Genomic DNA, 16174 nt, shown 5'->3' on the forward strand with positions numbered 1-16174 from the left:
GGCAGGCCGGCGACCCCGCCCTCCCGAGAGAAGCAGATCGCGCGTGTTCGACCAGGTCCCCGTCCTCCCCGTCGTCGTCCCCGCGGCCGCGGCCGCCCTCGCGGTGCTGCTGACGGTCCTGCTCCGCCGGGGGCGGCTCACCGCGCCCCGGGCCGCCGTCGCCGTCGCCCTCTGCGTCTACGGGGCGGGGATCGTGGCGAACACGGTGTTCCCGATCTTCCTGGACAAGCCCGCCGCCGACGTGCCGTGGCACGCCCACCTCGCGCTCGCACCGCTCGTCGGCTACGAGGCGGCCGACGCGCTCAAGAACGTCGCCGTGTTCGTGCCGCTCGGGGTGCTGACCGCGCTGCTGGGCGCCCGGGCGTCGGGGCGGCGCGCGGTGCTGGTGGCGGTCTCCGTCAGCCTCGGGATCGAGGTCAGCCAGCTGGTCGCCGCCCACCTCCTGGGCGGCGGGCACCTCGCCGACGTGAACGACCTGCTGTTCAACGTCCTCGGCGGCGCGCTCGGGTACGGCCTGCTCCGCGCCGGTACGCGGGTCCCCCGGGTCGCGGCCGTCGTCGACCGATTCCGCTGGACCGGCCCGGCACCCGACGGCGCCCGCGCCGCGGGTCCGGCCGTCGTGGGCGCCGCGTATCGCGGCTGACCGCGCGGGCAGGCACCACCGCGACCCCGTGCGGGCGGGTGCGCGGGGCGCCGGGCCACGGGTCGTGCCCGCCCGCCCGGCGCCGCACCACGTCAGTCGACCGGGCGGAGCGTGCGCCAGCCGCGGTCGCGCGACGCGGCGGCCGCGAGGATGCCCACCGAGGCGCTGGGGCTGCGCAGCCGGCCGGCCAGGACGGCCTCGACGGCCTCGTCCAGGGGCAGCCACAGCGGCACCATGCCGGCCTCCTCGTCCTCCCGGGTGAACCGGTCGGCCTCGGGCACCTCGGACAGCCCGCGGGCCAGGTACACGAGGATGTGCTCGTTCGACCCGCCCGGGGAGTTCGCGAACTCCGCGAGCAGGTGCCAGGTGTCGGCCCGGAGGTCGGCCTCCTCGCCCAGCTCGCGCGCCGCGGTGACGTGCGGCAGCTCGCCGTCGACGTCGCGCAGCCCGGCCGGGGGCTCCCACAGCTCGGCGCGCACCGGGTGCCGGTACTGCTGCAGCAGCAGCACGCGGTCGTCCTCGTCGAGCGCGATGACCGCGACGGCGCCCGGGTGGTCGACGAACTCCCGGACCACCTGCGAGTCGCCCAGGTCCACGGTCTCGGACACGAGGTCCCAGATCTTCCCGTGGTGCAGGTCGGTGTGCTCGAGGACGGGGCGCTCGGCGGGCCGGTCGGCCGGCCCGCCGGGCGCGTCCGTCGTCACGCCTTGGCCTTCGCCGAGACCGTCGCGCCCCGCGCCTCGAGGGCCGCGCGGACCAGCCCCGCGAACAGCGGGTGCGACCGGGTCGGCCGTGACTTGAACTCCGGGTGCGCCTGCGTGGAGACGTAGTACGGGTGCACCTCGCGCGGCAGCTCGACGAACTCGACGAGCGACGAGTCCGGCGACGTGCCCGAGATGACCAGGCCGGCCTCCTCGAGCTTGTCGCGGTACGCGTTGTTCACCTCGTACCGGTGCCGGTGCCGCTCCGTGACCCGCGTCGATCCGTAGGCCTCCGCCGCGACCGAGCCCTCGGCCAGCACGGCCTCGTACGAGCCGAGCCGCATCGTGCCGCCGAGGTCGCCCTCGCCGCCGACGATCGCCAGCTGCTCCGCCATCGTCGCCACGACCGGGTGCGCCGGGTCGGCGTCGAACTCGGACGACGACGCGCCGGCCAGGCCGAGCACGTTGCGGGCGTACTCGATGACCATCGTCTGCAGGCCGAGGCAGATGCCGAGCGTCGGCACCTTGCTCTCGCGGGCCCAGCGCAGCGCGCCGAGCTTGCCCTCGATGCCGCGCACGCCGAACCCGCCCGGGACCAGGACCGCGTCCACGCCGCCGAGCGCGCGCTGCGCGCCCTCGGGCGTCTGGCAGTCGTCCGACGGCACCCAGCGGATCTTCACCTTGGCGTCGTTGTGGAAGCCGCCGGCGCGCAGCGCCTCGGTCACCGACAGGTACGCGTCCGGCAGGTCGATGTACTTGCCGACCAGCGCCACCTCGACGTGGTGCGCGGGCTGGTGCACGCGCTGCAGCAGCTCGTCCCAGCCGCTCCAGTCGACGTCGCGGAACTGCATGCCGAGCCGCTGCACCACGTAGGCGTCCAGGCCCTCGGCGTGGATGACCCGCGGGATGTCGTAGATGCTCGGCGCGTCCACGCAGGAGATGACGCCCTGGGTGTCGACGTCGCACATCAGGCCGATCTTGGCCTTGATCGACTGCGGGATCTCCCGGTCCGACCGGAGCACGATGGCGTCCGGCTGGATGCCGATGCTGCGCAGGGCGGCGACCGAGTGCTGCGTCGGCTTGGTCTTCAGCTCGCCCGACGGGCCGATGTACGGCACCAGCGACACGTGCAGGAAGAACACGTTGTCCCGGCCGAGCTCGTGCCGGACCTGGCGGGCCGCCTCGAGGAACGGCTGCGACTCGATGTCGCCGACCGTGCCGCCGATCTCCGTGATGATGATGTCGACGTCGTCCGCGGCCTGCGACCGCATCCGCGTCTTGATCTCGTCGGTGATGTGCGGGATGACCTGGACCGTGTCGCCGAGGTACTCGCCGCGCCGCTCCTTCGCGATGACGTGCGAGTAGACCTGGCCGGTCGTCACGTTCGCGGAGCCGACCAGGTCGACGTCGAGGAACCGCTCGTAGTGGCCGACGTCGAGGTCCGTCTCGGCCCCGTCCTCGGTGACGAAGACCTCGCCGTGCTGGAACGGGTTCATCGTCCCGGGGTCGACGTTGAGGTAGGGGTCGAGCTTCTGCATCGTGACCCGCAGGCCGCGGGAACGGAGAAGTCGCCCGAGGCTCGAGGCGGTCAGGCCCTTGCCCAGTGAGGAGGCGACGCCTCCCGTGACGAAGATGTGCCGGGTCGTGGTGTCCGACCGCCCGGAGAGTCGATTTGCGCGCTCTGCCACGGGCTTCCACTGTACCCGAGTCGGCGCGGGTCCGTGCGCCCCGCGCCGGGTGACCCCCACCACGGCGCGCGCTCGCGAGCCTCGGGAGGTTCGGCACGAGTGGAAGATCCGGCCCGACACACCCCGGCGTGTCGGGCCGGATCTTCCACTCGACCCGGCGGTCAGGCCGTGTAGGCCGCGGCCAGCTGGGTCAGCACGTCCGCCTCCGTCGGGAGGGTCGCCGCACGGGCCCGGGCCGCGTCGCGGAGCGCCGCCCGGCGCGCGTCGTCGCCCAGCACCGCCGTCAGCGCGGCCGCGAACGCCTCCGCGTCGCCGACGGGGACCAGCACCGCCGCGTCGCCGGTGACCTCGCGGGTGCCGCCGGCGTCCGTGACGACGAGGGCCGCGCCCAGCGCCAGCGCCTCCTGCACGGCGAGCGGCTGCCCCTCCCACACGGCCGTCGACGCGACCACGTCGGCCGCCGCCAGCAGGTCGGCCACGTCCTCGCGGCGGCCCAGCAGGTCGACCGGCGCGCCCGCGGCGTCCGCCCGGGCCCGCAGGTCGGCGAGCAGCGGCCCGTCCCCGGCGACGACCCAGCGCAGCGCCGGCCGGGTGCGCCCCGCGGCGGCCGCGGCGGCCACGAGGGTGTCGAGGCCCTTCTGCGGGGCCAGCCGCGCCACGGTGACGACCAGGTCCTCCCCCGGCGCGACGCCGAGGGCCGCCCGCACGGCGTCCCGGTCCCGGCCCGGCGCCCGGCGCGCGGGGGCGGGCACGAGGGCGCGCTCGGCGCGGCGGGCTCCCTGGGCGCGGGCGAGGTCGACCAGGTCGCCCGACACCCCGAGCACGACGTCGGCGCCCCGCGCGACGACCCGGCCGAGCCCCGCGGACACCGTCCGGATCGCCCGGCCGCCGACCGGCAGGTTGTGCAGCGTCACCACGACGCGCGGCCGACCGCGCCGGGGCGCGCCCCGGACCGCCAGCACCGCGAGGGCGCCCGCGCGCAGGCCGTGGGCGTGCACGGCGTCGGCGTCCCGCGCGAGCGCCGCGAGCCGGGCCACGGCCCGCGCGTCGGAGGCGTGCGGGCGGTCGGCGATCTCGACGGCCGCGAACCCGACGGCCGGGTCCGCGGCGACGGCCGGCTCCAGCGCGGCCGGGCCGGCGACGAGCACCCGGTCCCCCGCCGCGGCCAGCGCCGCCGACACCTGCGCCACGTGCCGGGCGACGCCGCCCGCGCTCGAGCCCAGCACCTGCAGCACGCGTCGGGTCATCGGCCCGCCTCCCGGGGGTCGTCCGGCCCGGGGGCCGGGGTGCCGGCGCCGGGCGCCGGGGTGGTGGTGGTCGGGGTCGCGGCCGCCGGCGCCGCGGTCGCGGCGGCGGTCGTGGCGGTCGCGGTGGTCGTCGGCGTCGCCGGCTCCGGGTCGGTGCCCGGCACGAGCGCGTCGGCCGCCGCACCCGCGTCGGCCGCCCCGGCCCCAGGCTCCGCGGCGGCGACCGTCGTCGCGCCCGCCGACCCGCCCCGTCGCAGCAGCCCCGTCACCGTCGACCGGTCGAGCACCGCCACCGCGCCCACGACGAGCACGACGACGACCGCCGCCCCGCCCGCCGCCGCGGCGACCGCGCCGGGGATCCCGTCGGTCAGCGCCTGCACCGCGTCCACGACCCAGCGGCCCGCGACCGCGGCCACGGCACCGGCGCCCAGCAGCACGGCGAGCGTCCGGGCCAGCCCCGCGACCGCCGACGCGCCGGCCGCGGCCCGCAGGACCGCGAGCAGCGCCACCCCGGCGACGACCATGCCGGCCGTGTTGCCGAGCGCCAGCGCGTGTAGGGTCGCGGCGGCGTCCCGCGCGCCGGGCACGAGCACGAGGCACGCGACCCAGGACGCGGCCGCCACGACCACCCAGCCGGCGCTGGCGGCCAGGACGGCGAGCCGCCCGCGCTCGAGCGCGTACAGCGCCCGGGAAACGTGGAAGACGAGCGCGAAGCCGAGCAGGCCCGGCGCGACGAGCGTGAGCGCGTCGGCGACGGACGCGATCAGCGCCGTGTTGCCGCGGCCGATCGCCTCGAACACCGCCGTCGCGGCGGGCGCCACGGCCGCGAGCATCGCCGCCCCGGCCGCGCCGGCGACGAGCACGCCACGGGTCGTCACCGCGGCGAGCGGGGCGTAGCCCGCGCGGCCCTCGCGCTGCGCGGCCGCGGCGAGGCGCGGGAACGTGCTGGTCGCGAGCGGCACCGCGAGCACGGCGTACGGCAGCAGGTAGGTGGGCTGCACCATCGTCTGCCACGCCGACAGCGCACCGTCGCCGCCGTAGGTCTGCGCGAGCGTGATGGTCACGAGGACCGCGAGCTGCTGCGCGACGAGCGCGCCGACGCCGGCCAGCGCCAGACCCCGCGCCCGGGCGGCGACGCCGTCGGGGAACCGCAGCGCGAGCCGCAGCCGCACGCCGGAGCGCCACACCGGCACGACCTGGCACAGGCCCATGGCCGCGACGCCGGCCGTCGTGCCCCATGCCAGCAGGGCCGCGGCGCCGTCCGGCAGCACGTCGGCCTCGCCGGCCCCGCCCGCGACGCCCGCGTCGGCGAGCAGCCAGCCGTAGCCGGCGTACGTGCCGATGACGACGAGGCTCGACAGCACCGGGGCGAACGCCGGCCAGAAGAACCGCCGCTGCGCCTGGAGGACGCCGGACAGCACGACGGCGAGCCCGTACAGGGGCAGCTGCACGGCGAACACGCGGATGAAGAACGCGACGAGGTCGCGCTCCGCGGCGCTGTCGACCCGCGACAGCGCGGACAGCGGCTCCGCGGCCAGCGCCAGCGCCGCGCCGAGGACCACGAGCACGCCGAGCGTCCAGCCGAGCATCCCCGACGCGATCCGGGACACGTCGTCGCGCATCCCGCGGGCCAGCGGCCCGGCGATCACCGGGATCAGGGCGCCGGCGAGCGCCCCGCCCGCGGCCACCTCGAACAGCACGTTGGGCAGGGTGTTCGCCCAGTTGTAGGCGTCGCCGACGTCGGTCAGGCCGACGGCGTTGTTGAAGACCAGGTTCCGCGCGAACCCCAGCAGCCGGCTGACGACCGTCACGGCTGAGATCAGGGCCGCGGCGCCCGCCAGACCGGACAGGACGGCCCGGCGGCTCACCGCCCGGGCACCCCGCCCGCGGCGTCGCCGGCGCCCGGCGACCCGGCGCCCGGCGACCCGGCGCCCGCCGACCCGGCGCTCGAAGTCCCCGCTCCCGGCGAGCCCGGCACGTGCGCCGGCCGCCGGCCCCACGCGTCGAGCTCGCGCAGCACCGGCGTGCGCGCGATCACCTGGGTGAACGACACCTTCTCCGACGCGACGGTCAGCGCGACCACGCCGGCGAGCAGCCCGAGCCGCACCGGCCGGGGGCAGCCCTGGACGGCGACCGTGCCGAGCACCGCGCCGACCGCGTTGGCCCCCGAGTCACCGAGCATGTCCCGCTCCGCGAGGTCGTCGGGCAGCTCGGCGGCGGCGGCGCCCAGCACCGCGGCCGCCGCACCCCCACCGCGCCCGCCCAGCAGGCCCGCCGGGGCGGCCGCGATCGCCGCGGCCTTCAGCGCGCGCCCCGGGCGCAGGTCGAGCAGGTTGACCAGGTTGGCGCTGGCGGCGATCAGCGCGCCGTCGACGGCCACGTCCGCGAGCCGGGTCGCGATCGCCGCGCCGCGGCCCGCGGGCAGCCGGTCGTGCGGGCGGCTCAGCGCGGCGGCGAGCAGCGCGCCCGCGCCGATGCCCAGCACCTTGAGGCCGCCGGTGGTCACCTCGCCGCGGGCGAGCGCACCCAGGTGGCCGCGCAGGCCCTTGCGCACGGTGCCCTCGCGGTCCTCGGTCAGGTCGTCGACCAGGCCGAAGCCGGTGGCGCTCGTCGTGGCCACGGCCAGGGCGGCGCCGTCGCGCACGGACGGCGCGCCGACCAGCCCGCCGGCCAGCACGCCGGCGGCGACCGCCGGGCCACCCAGCAGGCTCACGGGCTCGCCGCGGTGGTTGGTGCGCTCCCAGAGGCGCGCGCCGCCCGGCGGCTCGTCGTCGAGCAGGCCGCGGACGACGCTCGTGCCCAGCCGCGCCGCGACGGCGGCGGCGATCCGGCGGCCGACGCTCACCCCTGCGCCCCGGCGTCGCCCTCGCCGGCCCCGGCGTCGGCACCCGCGTCGCCCGTCGCGACCGGCGTGCGGTCCGGCGGGGTCAGCGTGGTCGCGGTCGGCACCGTCGTGAGGTCCTCGCCGCGGCCGTAGTGGCCGTTCGTGCCGCCGATCCGCGCGTTCAGGGCCAGCGGCACGGACACCCGGCCCGCGGCGGTGTCGCCGTCGCTGACGGTGGTCAGCGCCTCGGCGGCGGAGTCGTCCCCGAGGATCGTCGCGACCAGCGTGCCGTCGGTGACCGGGCCGTCGACGACGACCGCGCCCTCGGACCGGGTCTGCGCGACGCGGGCCAGCGCGATCTGCGAGGACAGCACCGCCTGCGCCTCCTCCTCGTCCGGCGCGGTCTCGGTGGCGACCGCGTCGGGCGCGACGGTCGGGGCGACCAGCACCACGGCGTCCGCGGGCTGGGTCACCTCGCCCTCGAACGCGACGAGCGGCTCGTCGCCGGACGTCATGAACTCGAGCAGCGTCGCCGCGTCCGAGCTGAGGGCGTCGGGGTTCGCGGGGTCCGCGCCGGTGAGCCCCTGCACCAGCGCCTCGGACAGCGAGGTGTCGGCGGAGGCGTCGTCGGCGGGCTGCGGGTCGAGGTAGCTGGCGATGTTGCCGACGAGCGCCTGGCGGAACGACCGCCGGTCGGTGGACGACCACGCCTCGTTCAGGACCACGTCCGCGCTGACGGTCGCGCCCGCGTCGGTCAGCTGGCTCTCGACGGCGGCGAGCGCGTCGCCGTCGACCGTGCCGAGCTGGATGACCGCGACGCGGCGGTCGGCGAGCGTGCCGTCGACGAGCTCGGCGCCGGCGGCCTCGGCGAACGCCTCGCTCGCGGCGAGGTCGGAGCCCGCCGCGTCCAGGTCGGCGCGCAGCTGGTCCCGCTCGCTGCGCAGCTGGTCCACCTGCCCCGTGAGCGTGTTGCCGATCGTCTGCTCGAGCGGGCCCGCGCCGAGGGCGATGCCCACCGCGAGCGCGAGGAACACCGAGATCAGCGAGACGAGGTGGTACCGGAAGTCGATCACAGCGGGAGCTCTCGATCAGGTGCCGGCGCGTGCGCGGCACGGGAGGGAACGGGTTGGGGCGTGCAGCCGGGCGTCATGACGACCCGCCGAACAGCGACCCGAACCAGTAGACGACGTCGTCCCAGCGCGCCGCGGCGAGACCGATGAGGGTCTGGCCCGCGGTGGTCGACGCCAGGGCGACGCCCAGCGCGAGCAGGCCGGCGAGCACGAGGAGCGTCAGCTGGAGGTTGGAGATGCGGTTCCGGTACAGCCGGGACACGCCCTTGGCGTCGACCAGCTTGCTGCCGACCCGCAGCCGGGTGAGGAACGTCGACGCCATGCCCGCGCGGCCCTTGTCCAGGAACTCGACCAGCGTGGCGTGCGTGCCGACGGCCACGATGAGCTCGGCGCCCTTGTCGTCGGCCAGCAGCATCGCGACGTCCTCGCTGGTGCCGGTCGCCGGGAACACGATGTGCGGCACGCCGAGCTGGTCGACGCGGGCCAGGCCCGGCGCGCGGCCGTCGCGGTAGGCGTGCACGACGATCTCGGCGCCGCAGCGCAGCGCGCGGTCGGACACGGAGTCCATGTCGCCGACGATCATGTCCGGCGTCCAGCCGGCCTCGAGGATCGCGTCCGCGCCGCCGTCCACGCCGACGAGCACCGGGCGGTACTCGCGGATGTACGGCCGCAGCGTGACGAGGTCCTCCTTGTAGTGGTACCCGCGCACCACGATGAGCACCTGCCGGCCCTCGATCTCGGTGGTGATGTCCGGGACGCCCACGCCGTCGAGCAGCAGGTCGCGCTCCCGGCGCAGGTAGTCCATGGTGTTGGCGGCGAACGACTCGAGCTGGACCGACAGGCCCTCGCGCGCGGCCGCCTGGTCCGTGGCCACGGTCTGCTCGGTCTGCACCGTGCCCTCGGCGACGAGGGTGTCGCCGTCGTACACGGAGCCCTTCTCGACGCGCAGCGTCCGGCCCTCGCGCAGGGTCATGACGTCGGGGCCGAGGTCGTCGACGAGCGGGATGCCGGCGGACACCAGGATGTCCGGGCCGAGGTTCGGGTAGCGGCCCGACGTCGAGCGCGCGGCGTTGAGCACCGCGGCGGGCTTGCAGGCGGCGAGCGCCTCGGCCGACACCCGGTCGATGTCGACGTGGTCGATCACGGCGATCTCGCCCGGGCGCAGGCGCTTGGTCAGCGCCTTCGTCCGAGGGTCGACCCGGGCGGGGCCGACGAGCTCGCCCCCGGGCGTCGTGGCGGAGCGCTTACGCGAGGGCAGGAGTTTCATCGCCGTTCATGGTGCCAGATCCGCCAGCTCCAGGAGCTCGGCTGCGTGTGCGCGCGCCGTGTCGGACTCCTCCTGGCCGGAGAGCATCCGCGCGAGCTCGCGCACCCGGTCCTCCCCCGTCACCTCGCCGACGCCGGACGCGGTGATCGCGCCGTCGCGGGACTTGGTGACCACGAGGTGCCGGTCGGCGAACGCGGCGACCTGCGCCAGGTGCGTCACCACCAGGACCTGCGAACCCCGTGCCAGCGCGGCCAGACGGCGCCCGACCTCGGTCGCGGCACGCCCGCCGACCCCGGCGTCGACCTCGTCGAAGACGAACGTCCCGGGGGTGTGCTCCCCCCGGTCGGGCGACGTCGCGAGGGCCACCTCGAGGGCCAGCATCACCCGGGACAGCTCGCCGCCGGAGGCCCCCTTGCCCAGCGGGCGGGCCGGCGCGCCCGCGTGCGGGACCAGGAGCATCTCCACGACATCTCCACCGTGCGGGCCGAGCTCGGGCGCGTCGTCGACCCGCACGGTGAGGCTGGCCCCGCCCATCGCGAGCCCGGCCAGCTCCGCGGAGACGGTCGCGGCGAGCCGCTCGGCGGCCTCGCGCCGTGCCGCGCCGACCCGGCCGGCCAGGTCGGCGAGCCGAGCGTCGAGGGCGTCCCGCTCGGCCGTGAGCTCCGCGACCTTCTCGTCGCCGTCGCCGATGTCGAGCAGCCGGCGGCCGCTCTCCTCGGCCCAGCGCAGCACCGCGGCGACGTCCTCGCCGTACGACCGGGTCAGCGACGCGAGCTCCGCGCGCCGGGTCTGCGCGGCGTCGAGCCGCAGCGGGTCGGCCTGCAGGTCCTGCAGGTACGAGGACAGCTCGGTGGCGGCGTCCGCGAGCAGGTAGCCGGCCTCGGCGACCCGGCCGCGCAGCTCGGCGAGCCGCGCGTCGTGCTCGCCCGCCGCGTCCAGCAGCCGCCGGGCGTGCTCGACGAGCGCGGCGGCGTTCGCGCCCGCGTCGGGGGCGTCCTCGTCGCCGAGCAGGGCGGCGTGCGCCCCCGTGGCGGCGGCGCGCAGGTCCTCGGCGTGCTCCAGCCGGACGATCTCCTGCGCGAGGTCGTCGTCCTCCCCCGGCTGCGGGTCGACCCGCTCGACCTCGGCCAGGCCCAGGCGCAGCAGCTCGGCCTCGCGGGCGAGGTCCTGCCGGCGGGCGGTCAGGTCGTCGATGGTCGCCTGCAGGCGGCCGCGCTCCGCCCAGGCCTGCCGGTACTCGGCCAGCAGGGCGCCGTGCGCCGCCCCCGCGAACGCGTCGAGCGCCTCGCGCTGGTGCTGCGGCGACCGCAGCCGGGCCTGGTCCTGCTGCCCGTGCACCGTGATGAGCTGCTCCGCGAGCTCGCCGAGCACCGCCTGCGGCACCGAGCGGCCGCCCAGGTGCGCGCGGGACCGCCCGGGGCTGCCGTCGGTCGACGCGGACACCGTGCGGACCAGCAGCAGGCCGCCGTCGTCGTCGACCGCCGCGCCCGCCTCCTCCGCCCGCGCGAGCACCGGCGAGCCGTCCGGCACGACGACCCGGCCCTCGACCACCGCGGTCGAGGCGCCGGTCCGCACCGTCGCCGGGTCGGCCTTGCCACCGAGCAGCAGGTTCAGCCCGGTCAGCACCATCGTCTTGCCGGCGCCGGTCTCGCCCGTCAGGACGGTCAGGCCCGGGTGCAGCCGGATCTGGGCGCCGGTGATGACGCCCAGGTCGCTGATCGTGATCTCCTCGAACACGGCCGCGTCCGCCCCCTCAGTCCTCGTCGGCCGGCGCGCGGGTGGCGCCGATCCCCCGGTCGCGCGCCGGGGTCTCCGTCGCGCGCCCGCGCCAGCCGACCACGGGCAGCGCGAACTTGTTCACCAGCCGGTCCGTGAACGGCGCCGGCGTGAGCCGGGCCAGCCTGACCGGCACCGGCGACCGGCGCACCTCGACGCGCGAGCCGGCGGGCACCTCGATGCGGCGGCGGCCGTCGCAGACCAGCACCGCCGGGGACGGCGACCGGGTCAGCACCTCGACCGCGATCACGCTGCGCGGCCCCACGACCAGCGGGCGTGCGAACAGCGCGTGCGCGGACAGCGGCACCACGATGAGGCTGTCGACCTCGGGCCACACGACCGGGCCGCCCGCGGAGAACGCGTGCGCGGTGGATCCCGTGGACGTCGCCAGCACCACGCCGTCGCAGCCGAAGCTGGACAGCGGGCGGTCGTCGACCTCGAGCACGACCTCGACCATGCGCGCCGGCTCGGCCTTCTCCAGCGCGGCCTCGTTCAGCGCCCAGCCGGTCACCGGGTCCCGCCGGCCGGGCACCTGGACCTGCACCTGGAGCGTCGTGCGCTCCTCGACGGTGTAGTCGCCCGCCGCGATCCGGCGCACGGCCTCCTTGATGTCGTCCCGCTCGCTCTCCGCGAGGAACCCGACGTGCCCGAGGTTGATGCCGAGCAGCGGGACGCCCGCGGCGCGCGCGAGCTCCGCGGCGCGCAGGATCGTGCCGTCGCCGCCGAGGATCATCGCCAGCTCGATGTCGTGGAACGCCATGCCGGGGACGTCCTCGCCCGCGAGCACGGGCGTGAACCCGGCCGCGGACAGCGCCGCGGCGGCCTCCTCGGTCGCCGTCACCGCCTCCGGACGCCCGCTGTGCGTGACGACCAGGACCCGCCTGCTGCTCATGCGCTCTCCTCCTGCTCCGTGACCACGGCCTCGACCCGGGCCACCAGCGCGGCGCCCGCCAGGGCGCCGCCGGCCCGACCCGCCCCGCGGCGCAGCCACAGGAAGTACTCCACGTTCCCGCTCGGACCGGGCAGCGGGCTGCGCGCCACGCCGCCGACCTCGAGCCCCTGCTCCTCCGCCGCCGCGGCGACCGCCAGCACCGCCTCGACCCGCTGCGCGGCGCTGCGCACCACGCCGCCCGAGCCCAGCCGCTCCCGGCCGACCTCGAACTGCGGTTTCACCATCAGCACGAGGTCCGCGGCCGGGGCCGCGACGGCCGCCAGCGCGGGCACGACCAGGGTGAGCGAGATGAACGACAGGTCCGCGACGACGAGCCCCGGCGCCGGGTCCACGTCGCCCTGAGCGAGGTACCGGACGTTCACGCCCTCGCGGAGGTCGACCCGGGGGTCGGCGCGCAGCCGCTCGACGAGCTGGTCGTGGCCGACGTCCACCGCGACCACGCGGCGCGCCCCGCGGCGCAGCAGCACGTCGGTGAACCCGCCGGTGCTCGCGCCCGCGTCCAGGCACTCGCGGCCCTCGACCACGACACCCGGGAACGCGTCCAGGGCGCCGAGCAGCTTGTGCGCGCCGCGCGAGGCCCAGTCGTCGCCCGCCGTCCCGTCCGGGCCCGGCTCGACGCGCGCGTGCTGGCCGTCGCCGAGCGGGGCGGCGGCCCGCCGCACGGGCGCTCCGTCCACCGTCACCCGGCCGGCCGCGATGAGCTCGGCGGCGTGCTTCCGCGACCGGGCGAGCCCGTCGCGGACGAGGGCGGCGTCGACGCGCGTCGGCACCCGCTAGCCCTCCGCGTCGGCGAGCCGGTCCTGCAGGGCCGCGTGCACGGCGTCGAACACGGCGAGCTGCTCGCGCAGGCTGAGCTCGGTGACCTCGGTCAGGCGGAGGACCGCCTGGTCCACCGCCTGGTCGCCCGTCGGCTCCACGGCTCCACTCCCCACTCCGCTCGTCGCGGCTGACCCAGCCCGCGCCGGTCGGCCTGTCGGCCCCGTCGCGTCCCCCTGGCTGGCTGATCGTCGTCCTGTCGCTGCACCCCTGCGCTGCCGGCCAGGTTACCGGCCGGCACCCACGCCCGCGGCGTCCTCGGGGGTGACACGCAGGTCGGGCACGCTCGTCTCGTCCAGGTCCGCCCCGGCGTCCACCGCGGCCCACGCCGCCGCGCACGCCACGCGGACCAGGTCGACGCCCTGCGGCGCGGCGCCGCCGAGCTCCAGCCGCCCGCCGGCCACCCGGGCCGCGGCGTCCCCGCAGGTCCACCAGCCCTCGGCCGCCGGCACCGGCTCCGGGTGCGGGACCAGCAGGCCGCCGAGGTCCGCCGCGATGTAGTGCGGCCGCAGCGCCGGCGGCGCCAGGACGTCGTCGCGCGCCGTGCTCACGCCCGTCAGGACGTGCAGCCCGGCGAACCCGCCCGAGCGCGCGCCCGCCAGGTCCGTGTCCAGGCGGTCGCCGACCACCAGCGCCTCGCGGGCGCCGTGCCGCTCGACCGCGATCTCGTACATCGTCGACGCGGGCTTGCCCGCGCTGTCCGGAACCACGCCGGTCGCCGCCTGCACGGCCCCGACCAGCGCGCCGTTGCCCGGCGCGAAGCCCCGGGCGGTCGGCAGGCTCTTGTCCAGGTTGCTCGCGACGAACCACGCGCCGCCCGCCACCGCGTACGCGGCCTCGGCCAGCTGCGGCCAGGCGAGCTCCGGGGAGAACCCCTGCGCCACCGCCTCCGGCCGGTCGTCCGCCGACGTGACGACCTCGAAGCCCTGCTGCCGCACGGCGGTCACGAGGCCGGCGCCGCCGACGACGAGCACCTTCGCGCCCGGCTGCAGGCGGGTCGCCAGCAGCGCCGCGCAGGCCTGGGCGGCGGTCAGCACGTCGCCCGGCTCCGTCGGGATGTCGAGCGACGTGAGCTGGCCGGCGACCGACTCCGGCTCGCGGGAGGCGTTGTTCGTGACGAACACGAGGCGCATCCCCGCCGCCCGCGCGCCCGCCAGGCCGGCCGCCGCGCCCTCGATGGGCTCGTGGCCGCGGTACGCGACGCCGTCGAGGTCGACGAGGGCCAGGTCGTAGCGCTCGGCCAGCGGGGTGGCGCTGCCGAGGAGCCGGGCGTCGGTCACGCGTCCTCCTGCTCGCCCGCCGGGGCGGGGGTGGTGTCGGTGTCGTCGGGCTCGGCGTCGGTCGCGGGCTCGGCGTCGGTCGCGGGGTCGGTGCCCAGGTCGTCCGCGTCGGGCTCGGCGGCCGCGTCGGCCGTCTCCGGCTCGTCGTCCGCGTCGTCCGCCTCGGGCTCGGCGCCGGCGAGCTCGTCCGTCTCGTCGTCCGCGTCGTCGGTCTCGTCCGCGTCCGCGGCGGGCGTGTCGTCGTCGTGCCCGCCCTCGTCCTCGGCCAGGTCGAAGACGACCACGTCCTCGTCGTCCTCCGCACCCTGCACCTGCGCGAGCAGGGCCGCGGGCACGGTTGCCTCGGCGTCGTCGGCCTCCTGGGTCCGGCCGGCCGCGCGCAGCGCCTCCGCCCGGGCCTGCACCACGCGCGCCGCGAGCAGCGTGCGGACGGGCCCGGAGCCGATCCCGGCGAGCGCGGCGATCGCCGCGTCCGGGTCACCCATGTCGAGGCGCGCCCCGCTGACGACCATCGCGAGCTCGACCCGCGTCGTCGTGTCGAGGCCCTCGGCCTCCGGGGACGACGCCAGCGCGATAGCCCGCTCCGGCCGCCCGAGGCCGCGCTCGCAGTCGGCCATCACCGCGAGGTGCTCCGACGACCCGTTCAGCCGCCGCACGGTGCGCAGCTCGCGCAGCGCCTCGGCGAACCGACCCGTCCGGTACGCGGCCAGGCCGGCGGCCTCGCGCACCACGTCCACCCGCCCGCCGTGCCGCACCGCCGCCTGGGCGTGCTCGTAGGCGAGCTCCGGGTCCTCGTCGATCAGGCGCCCGGCCATCACCAGGTGCCGGCCGACGACGAAGGCGTTCTCCTTGCTCAGCGTGCGCAGGCGCGCCTTCACCTCGCGGTCGAGCATGCCGAACTCGACGTCCTCGGGGATCTCCGGGCCGTAGACGCGCACCGACTGCGGCGGCCGGCTCGCGCGGCGCTCGTCACCGTCCTGGCGCGGGCCGCGGTCGCCGCGCTCGAAGCCTCGGCCGCCGCGGTCCGGGCGGTCGCCGCGGTCGAACCCGCGCCCGCCCTCGCGGTCGCCGCGGTACCCGCCGCGGTCGCCCCGGTCGTCGCGTCGGTACCCACCGCGCTCGCCGCCGCCCTGGGCGCCCTCGCGCCCGCGGTAGCCGCCGCGCTCCTCGCGCTGGTACCCGCCGCGGTCGCCCCGGTCGTCGCGTCGGTACCCACCGCGCTCGTCGCCGCCCTGGGAGCCACCACGGTCGTCCCGGCGGAACCCGCCGCCCTGGCCACCCGCGGCACCCGCGCGCTCGTCCCGTCGGAAACCCGGCCGCTCGCCGCGACCCTGGGTCGCGCCGCGGTCGTCGCGACGGAACCCACCGCGCTCACCGCCGCCGTGCTGGCCGCCACGGTCGTCACGGCGGAAGCCACCGCGCTCACCGCCGCCCTGGTACCCGCCACGGTCGCCGCGCGGCGCACCCTGGCGGTCGGCGCGGTATCCGCCGCGGTCGTCCCGCCGCTCGCCGCCCGCGCCCGCACGGTCGCCACGCCCGGACCCGGTGCGGTCCGAGCGGTACGCGCGCTCGCCGCCGTCGGCGTCACGCCGGGGACCGCCGGTACGAGCGCCGGACTGGCCGTAGCCGCCGGAGCGCTCGCCGCCCTCGGCGCCACGGCGGTAGGCGCCCTCGCGCCGGTCGCGGAAGCCACCCCGCTCGCCGCCCCGCGCCTCCCCGCGCGGGCCGCCCCGGTCGTCGCGAGCCGGACCGCGCTCCGAGCGGTACCCACCCGAGCGCTCGCCACCCTGCGGACGTTCGGAACGGTACCCACCAGAACGCTCGCCACTCTGGGGGCGCTCAGGACGGTACCCACCAGAACGCTCGCCACCCTGGGGACGGGCGGAGCGGTCACCACCGGAGCGCTCGCG

Annotated in this window: 14 protein-coding genes and 1 pseudogene; 2 read left to right on the forward strand and 13 right to left on the reverse strand. The window is 77.6% G+C overall.

The genetic code is table 11. The annotated features are described in order from the left end of the window. Window positions 1-43 precede the first annotated feature (43 nt). The gene (locus Cpa01nite_RS05245) at window positions 44-643 is read left to right on the forward strand and encodes a VanZ family protein (RefSeq protein WP_203667688.1); all 600 of its coding nucleotides are present in this window, start codon (window positions 44-46) and stop codon (window positions 641-643) included. A 92-nt stretch (window positions 644-735) separates the two neighbouring features. On the opposite strand, the gene Cpa01nite_RS05250 is transcribed toward Cpa01nite_RS05245, so the two are convergent. From Cpa01nite_RS05250 to Cpa01nite_RS05310, 13 genes are all read right to left on the reverse strand, one after another. After that, on the reverse strand, window positions 736-1347 hold the full coding sequence (locus tag Cpa01nite_RS05250; protein WP_203667689.1) for an NUDIX domain-containing protein: 612 nt from the start codon (window positions 1345-1347) through the stop codon (window positions 736-738). Then, window positions 1344-3032 carry a CTP synthase gene (pyrG, locus tag Cpa01nite_RS05255; protein WP_203667690.1) on the reverse strand — a complete coding sequence of 563 codons (1689 nt, stop codon included), beginning with the start codon at window positions 3030-3032 and terminating at the stop codon, window positions 1344-1346. Before pyrG ends, Cpa01nite_RS05250 begins: the two co-directional genes overlap by 4 nt. 161 nt (window positions 3033-3193) lie before the next feature. After that, window positions 3194-4279 (reverse strand): glycosyltransferase family 4 protein, encoded by a 1086-nt coding sequence (locus Cpa01nite_RS05260; RefSeq protein WP_203667691.1) that lies wholly within the window; start codon window positions 4277-4279, stop codon window positions 3194-3196. Next, on the reverse strand, window positions 4276-6147 hold the full coding sequence (gene murJ / locus Cpa01nite_RS05265; RefSeq protein ID WP_203667692.1) for a murein biosynthesis integral membrane protein MurJ: 1872 nt from the start codon (window positions 6145-6147) through the stop codon (window positions 4276-4278). The genes Cpa01nite_RS05260 and murJ overlap by 4 nt, the downstream gene beginning before the upstream one ends. Next, window positions 6144-7124, reverse strand: a complete 981-nt coding sequence (locus Cpa01nite_RS05270; RefSeq protein WP_239068539.1) for a hypothetical protein — start codon at window positions 7122-7124, stop codon at window positions 6144-6146. Before Cpa01nite_RS05270 ends, murJ begins: the two co-directional genes overlap by 4 nt. Beyond that, window positions 7121-8176 carry a copper transporter gene (locus tag Cpa01nite_RS05275; protein WP_203667693.1) on the reverse strand — a complete coding sequence of 352 codons (1056 nt, stop codon included), beginning with the start codon at window positions 8174-8176 and terminating at the stop codon, window positions 7121-7123. Before Cpa01nite_RS05275 ends, Cpa01nite_RS05270 begins: the two co-directional genes overlap by 4 nt. Before the next feature lie 73 nt (window positions 8177-8249). Continuing rightward, window positions 8250-9440 (reverse strand): putative cytokinetic ring protein SteA, encoded by a 1191-nt coding sequence (gene steA / locus Cpa01nite_RS05280; protein WP_203667694.1) that lies wholly within the window; start codon window positions 9438-9440, stop codon window positions 8250-8252. A 6-nt stretch (window positions 9441-9446) separates the two neighbouring features. Next, window positions 9447-11177: a DNA repair protein RecN gene (gene recN, locus Cpa01nite_RS05285; RefSeq protein WP_203667695.1), complete on the reverse strand. Its 1731-nt coding sequence runs from the start codon at window positions 11175-11177 to the stop codon at window positions 9447-9449. Between the two features lie 16 nt (window positions 11178-11193). After that, entirely contained in the window at window positions 11194-12108 is a 915-nt protein-coding gene (locus tag Cpa01nite_RS05290) for an NAD kinase (protein WP_203667696.1), read from the reverse strand. Next, window positions 12105-12938, reverse strand: coding sequence for a TlyA family RNA methyltransferase (locus Cpa01nite_RS05295; protein WP_203667697.1), 834 nt, complete (start codon window positions 12936-12938; stop codon window positions 12105-12107). Before Cpa01nite_RS05295 ends, Cpa01nite_RS05290 begins: the two co-directional genes overlap by 4 nt. 3 nt (window positions 12939-12941) lie before the next feature. Next, entirely contained in the window at window positions 12942-13085 is a 144-nt protein-coding gene (locus Cpa01nite_RS05300; protein WP_203667722.1) for a hypothetical protein, read from the reverse strand. 126 nt (window positions 13086-13211) lie between these two features. After that, entirely contained in the window at window positions 13212-14264 is a 1053-nt protein-coding gene (locus tag Cpa01nite_RS05305; RefSeq protein ID WP_203667698.1) for an HAD-IIA family hydrolase, read from the reverse strand. Next, window positions 14261-15157, reverse strand: a complete 897-nt coding sequence (locus tag Cpa01nite_RS05310; RefSeq protein WP_203667699.1) for a hypothetical protein — start codon at window positions 15155-15157, stop codon at window positions 14261-14263. Before Cpa01nite_RS05310 ends, Cpa01nite_RS05305 begins: the two co-directional genes overlap by 4 nt. Between Cpa01nite_RS05310 and Cpa01nite_RS05315 the strand changes: the two are divergent. Beyond that, window positions 15086-16174, forward strand: a pseudogene (locus Cpa01nite_RS05315) (hypothetical protein); the annotation flags it as partial. The gene Cpa01nite_RS05310 and the pseudogene Cpa01nite_RS05315 sit on opposite strands and share 72 nt — an antisense overlap.

This window comes from Cellulomonas pakistanensis, assembly GCF_016862755.1.
Lineage (GTDB): Bacteria > Actinomycetota > Actinomycetes > Actinomycetales > Cellulomonadaceae > Cellulomonas > Cellulomonas pakistanensis.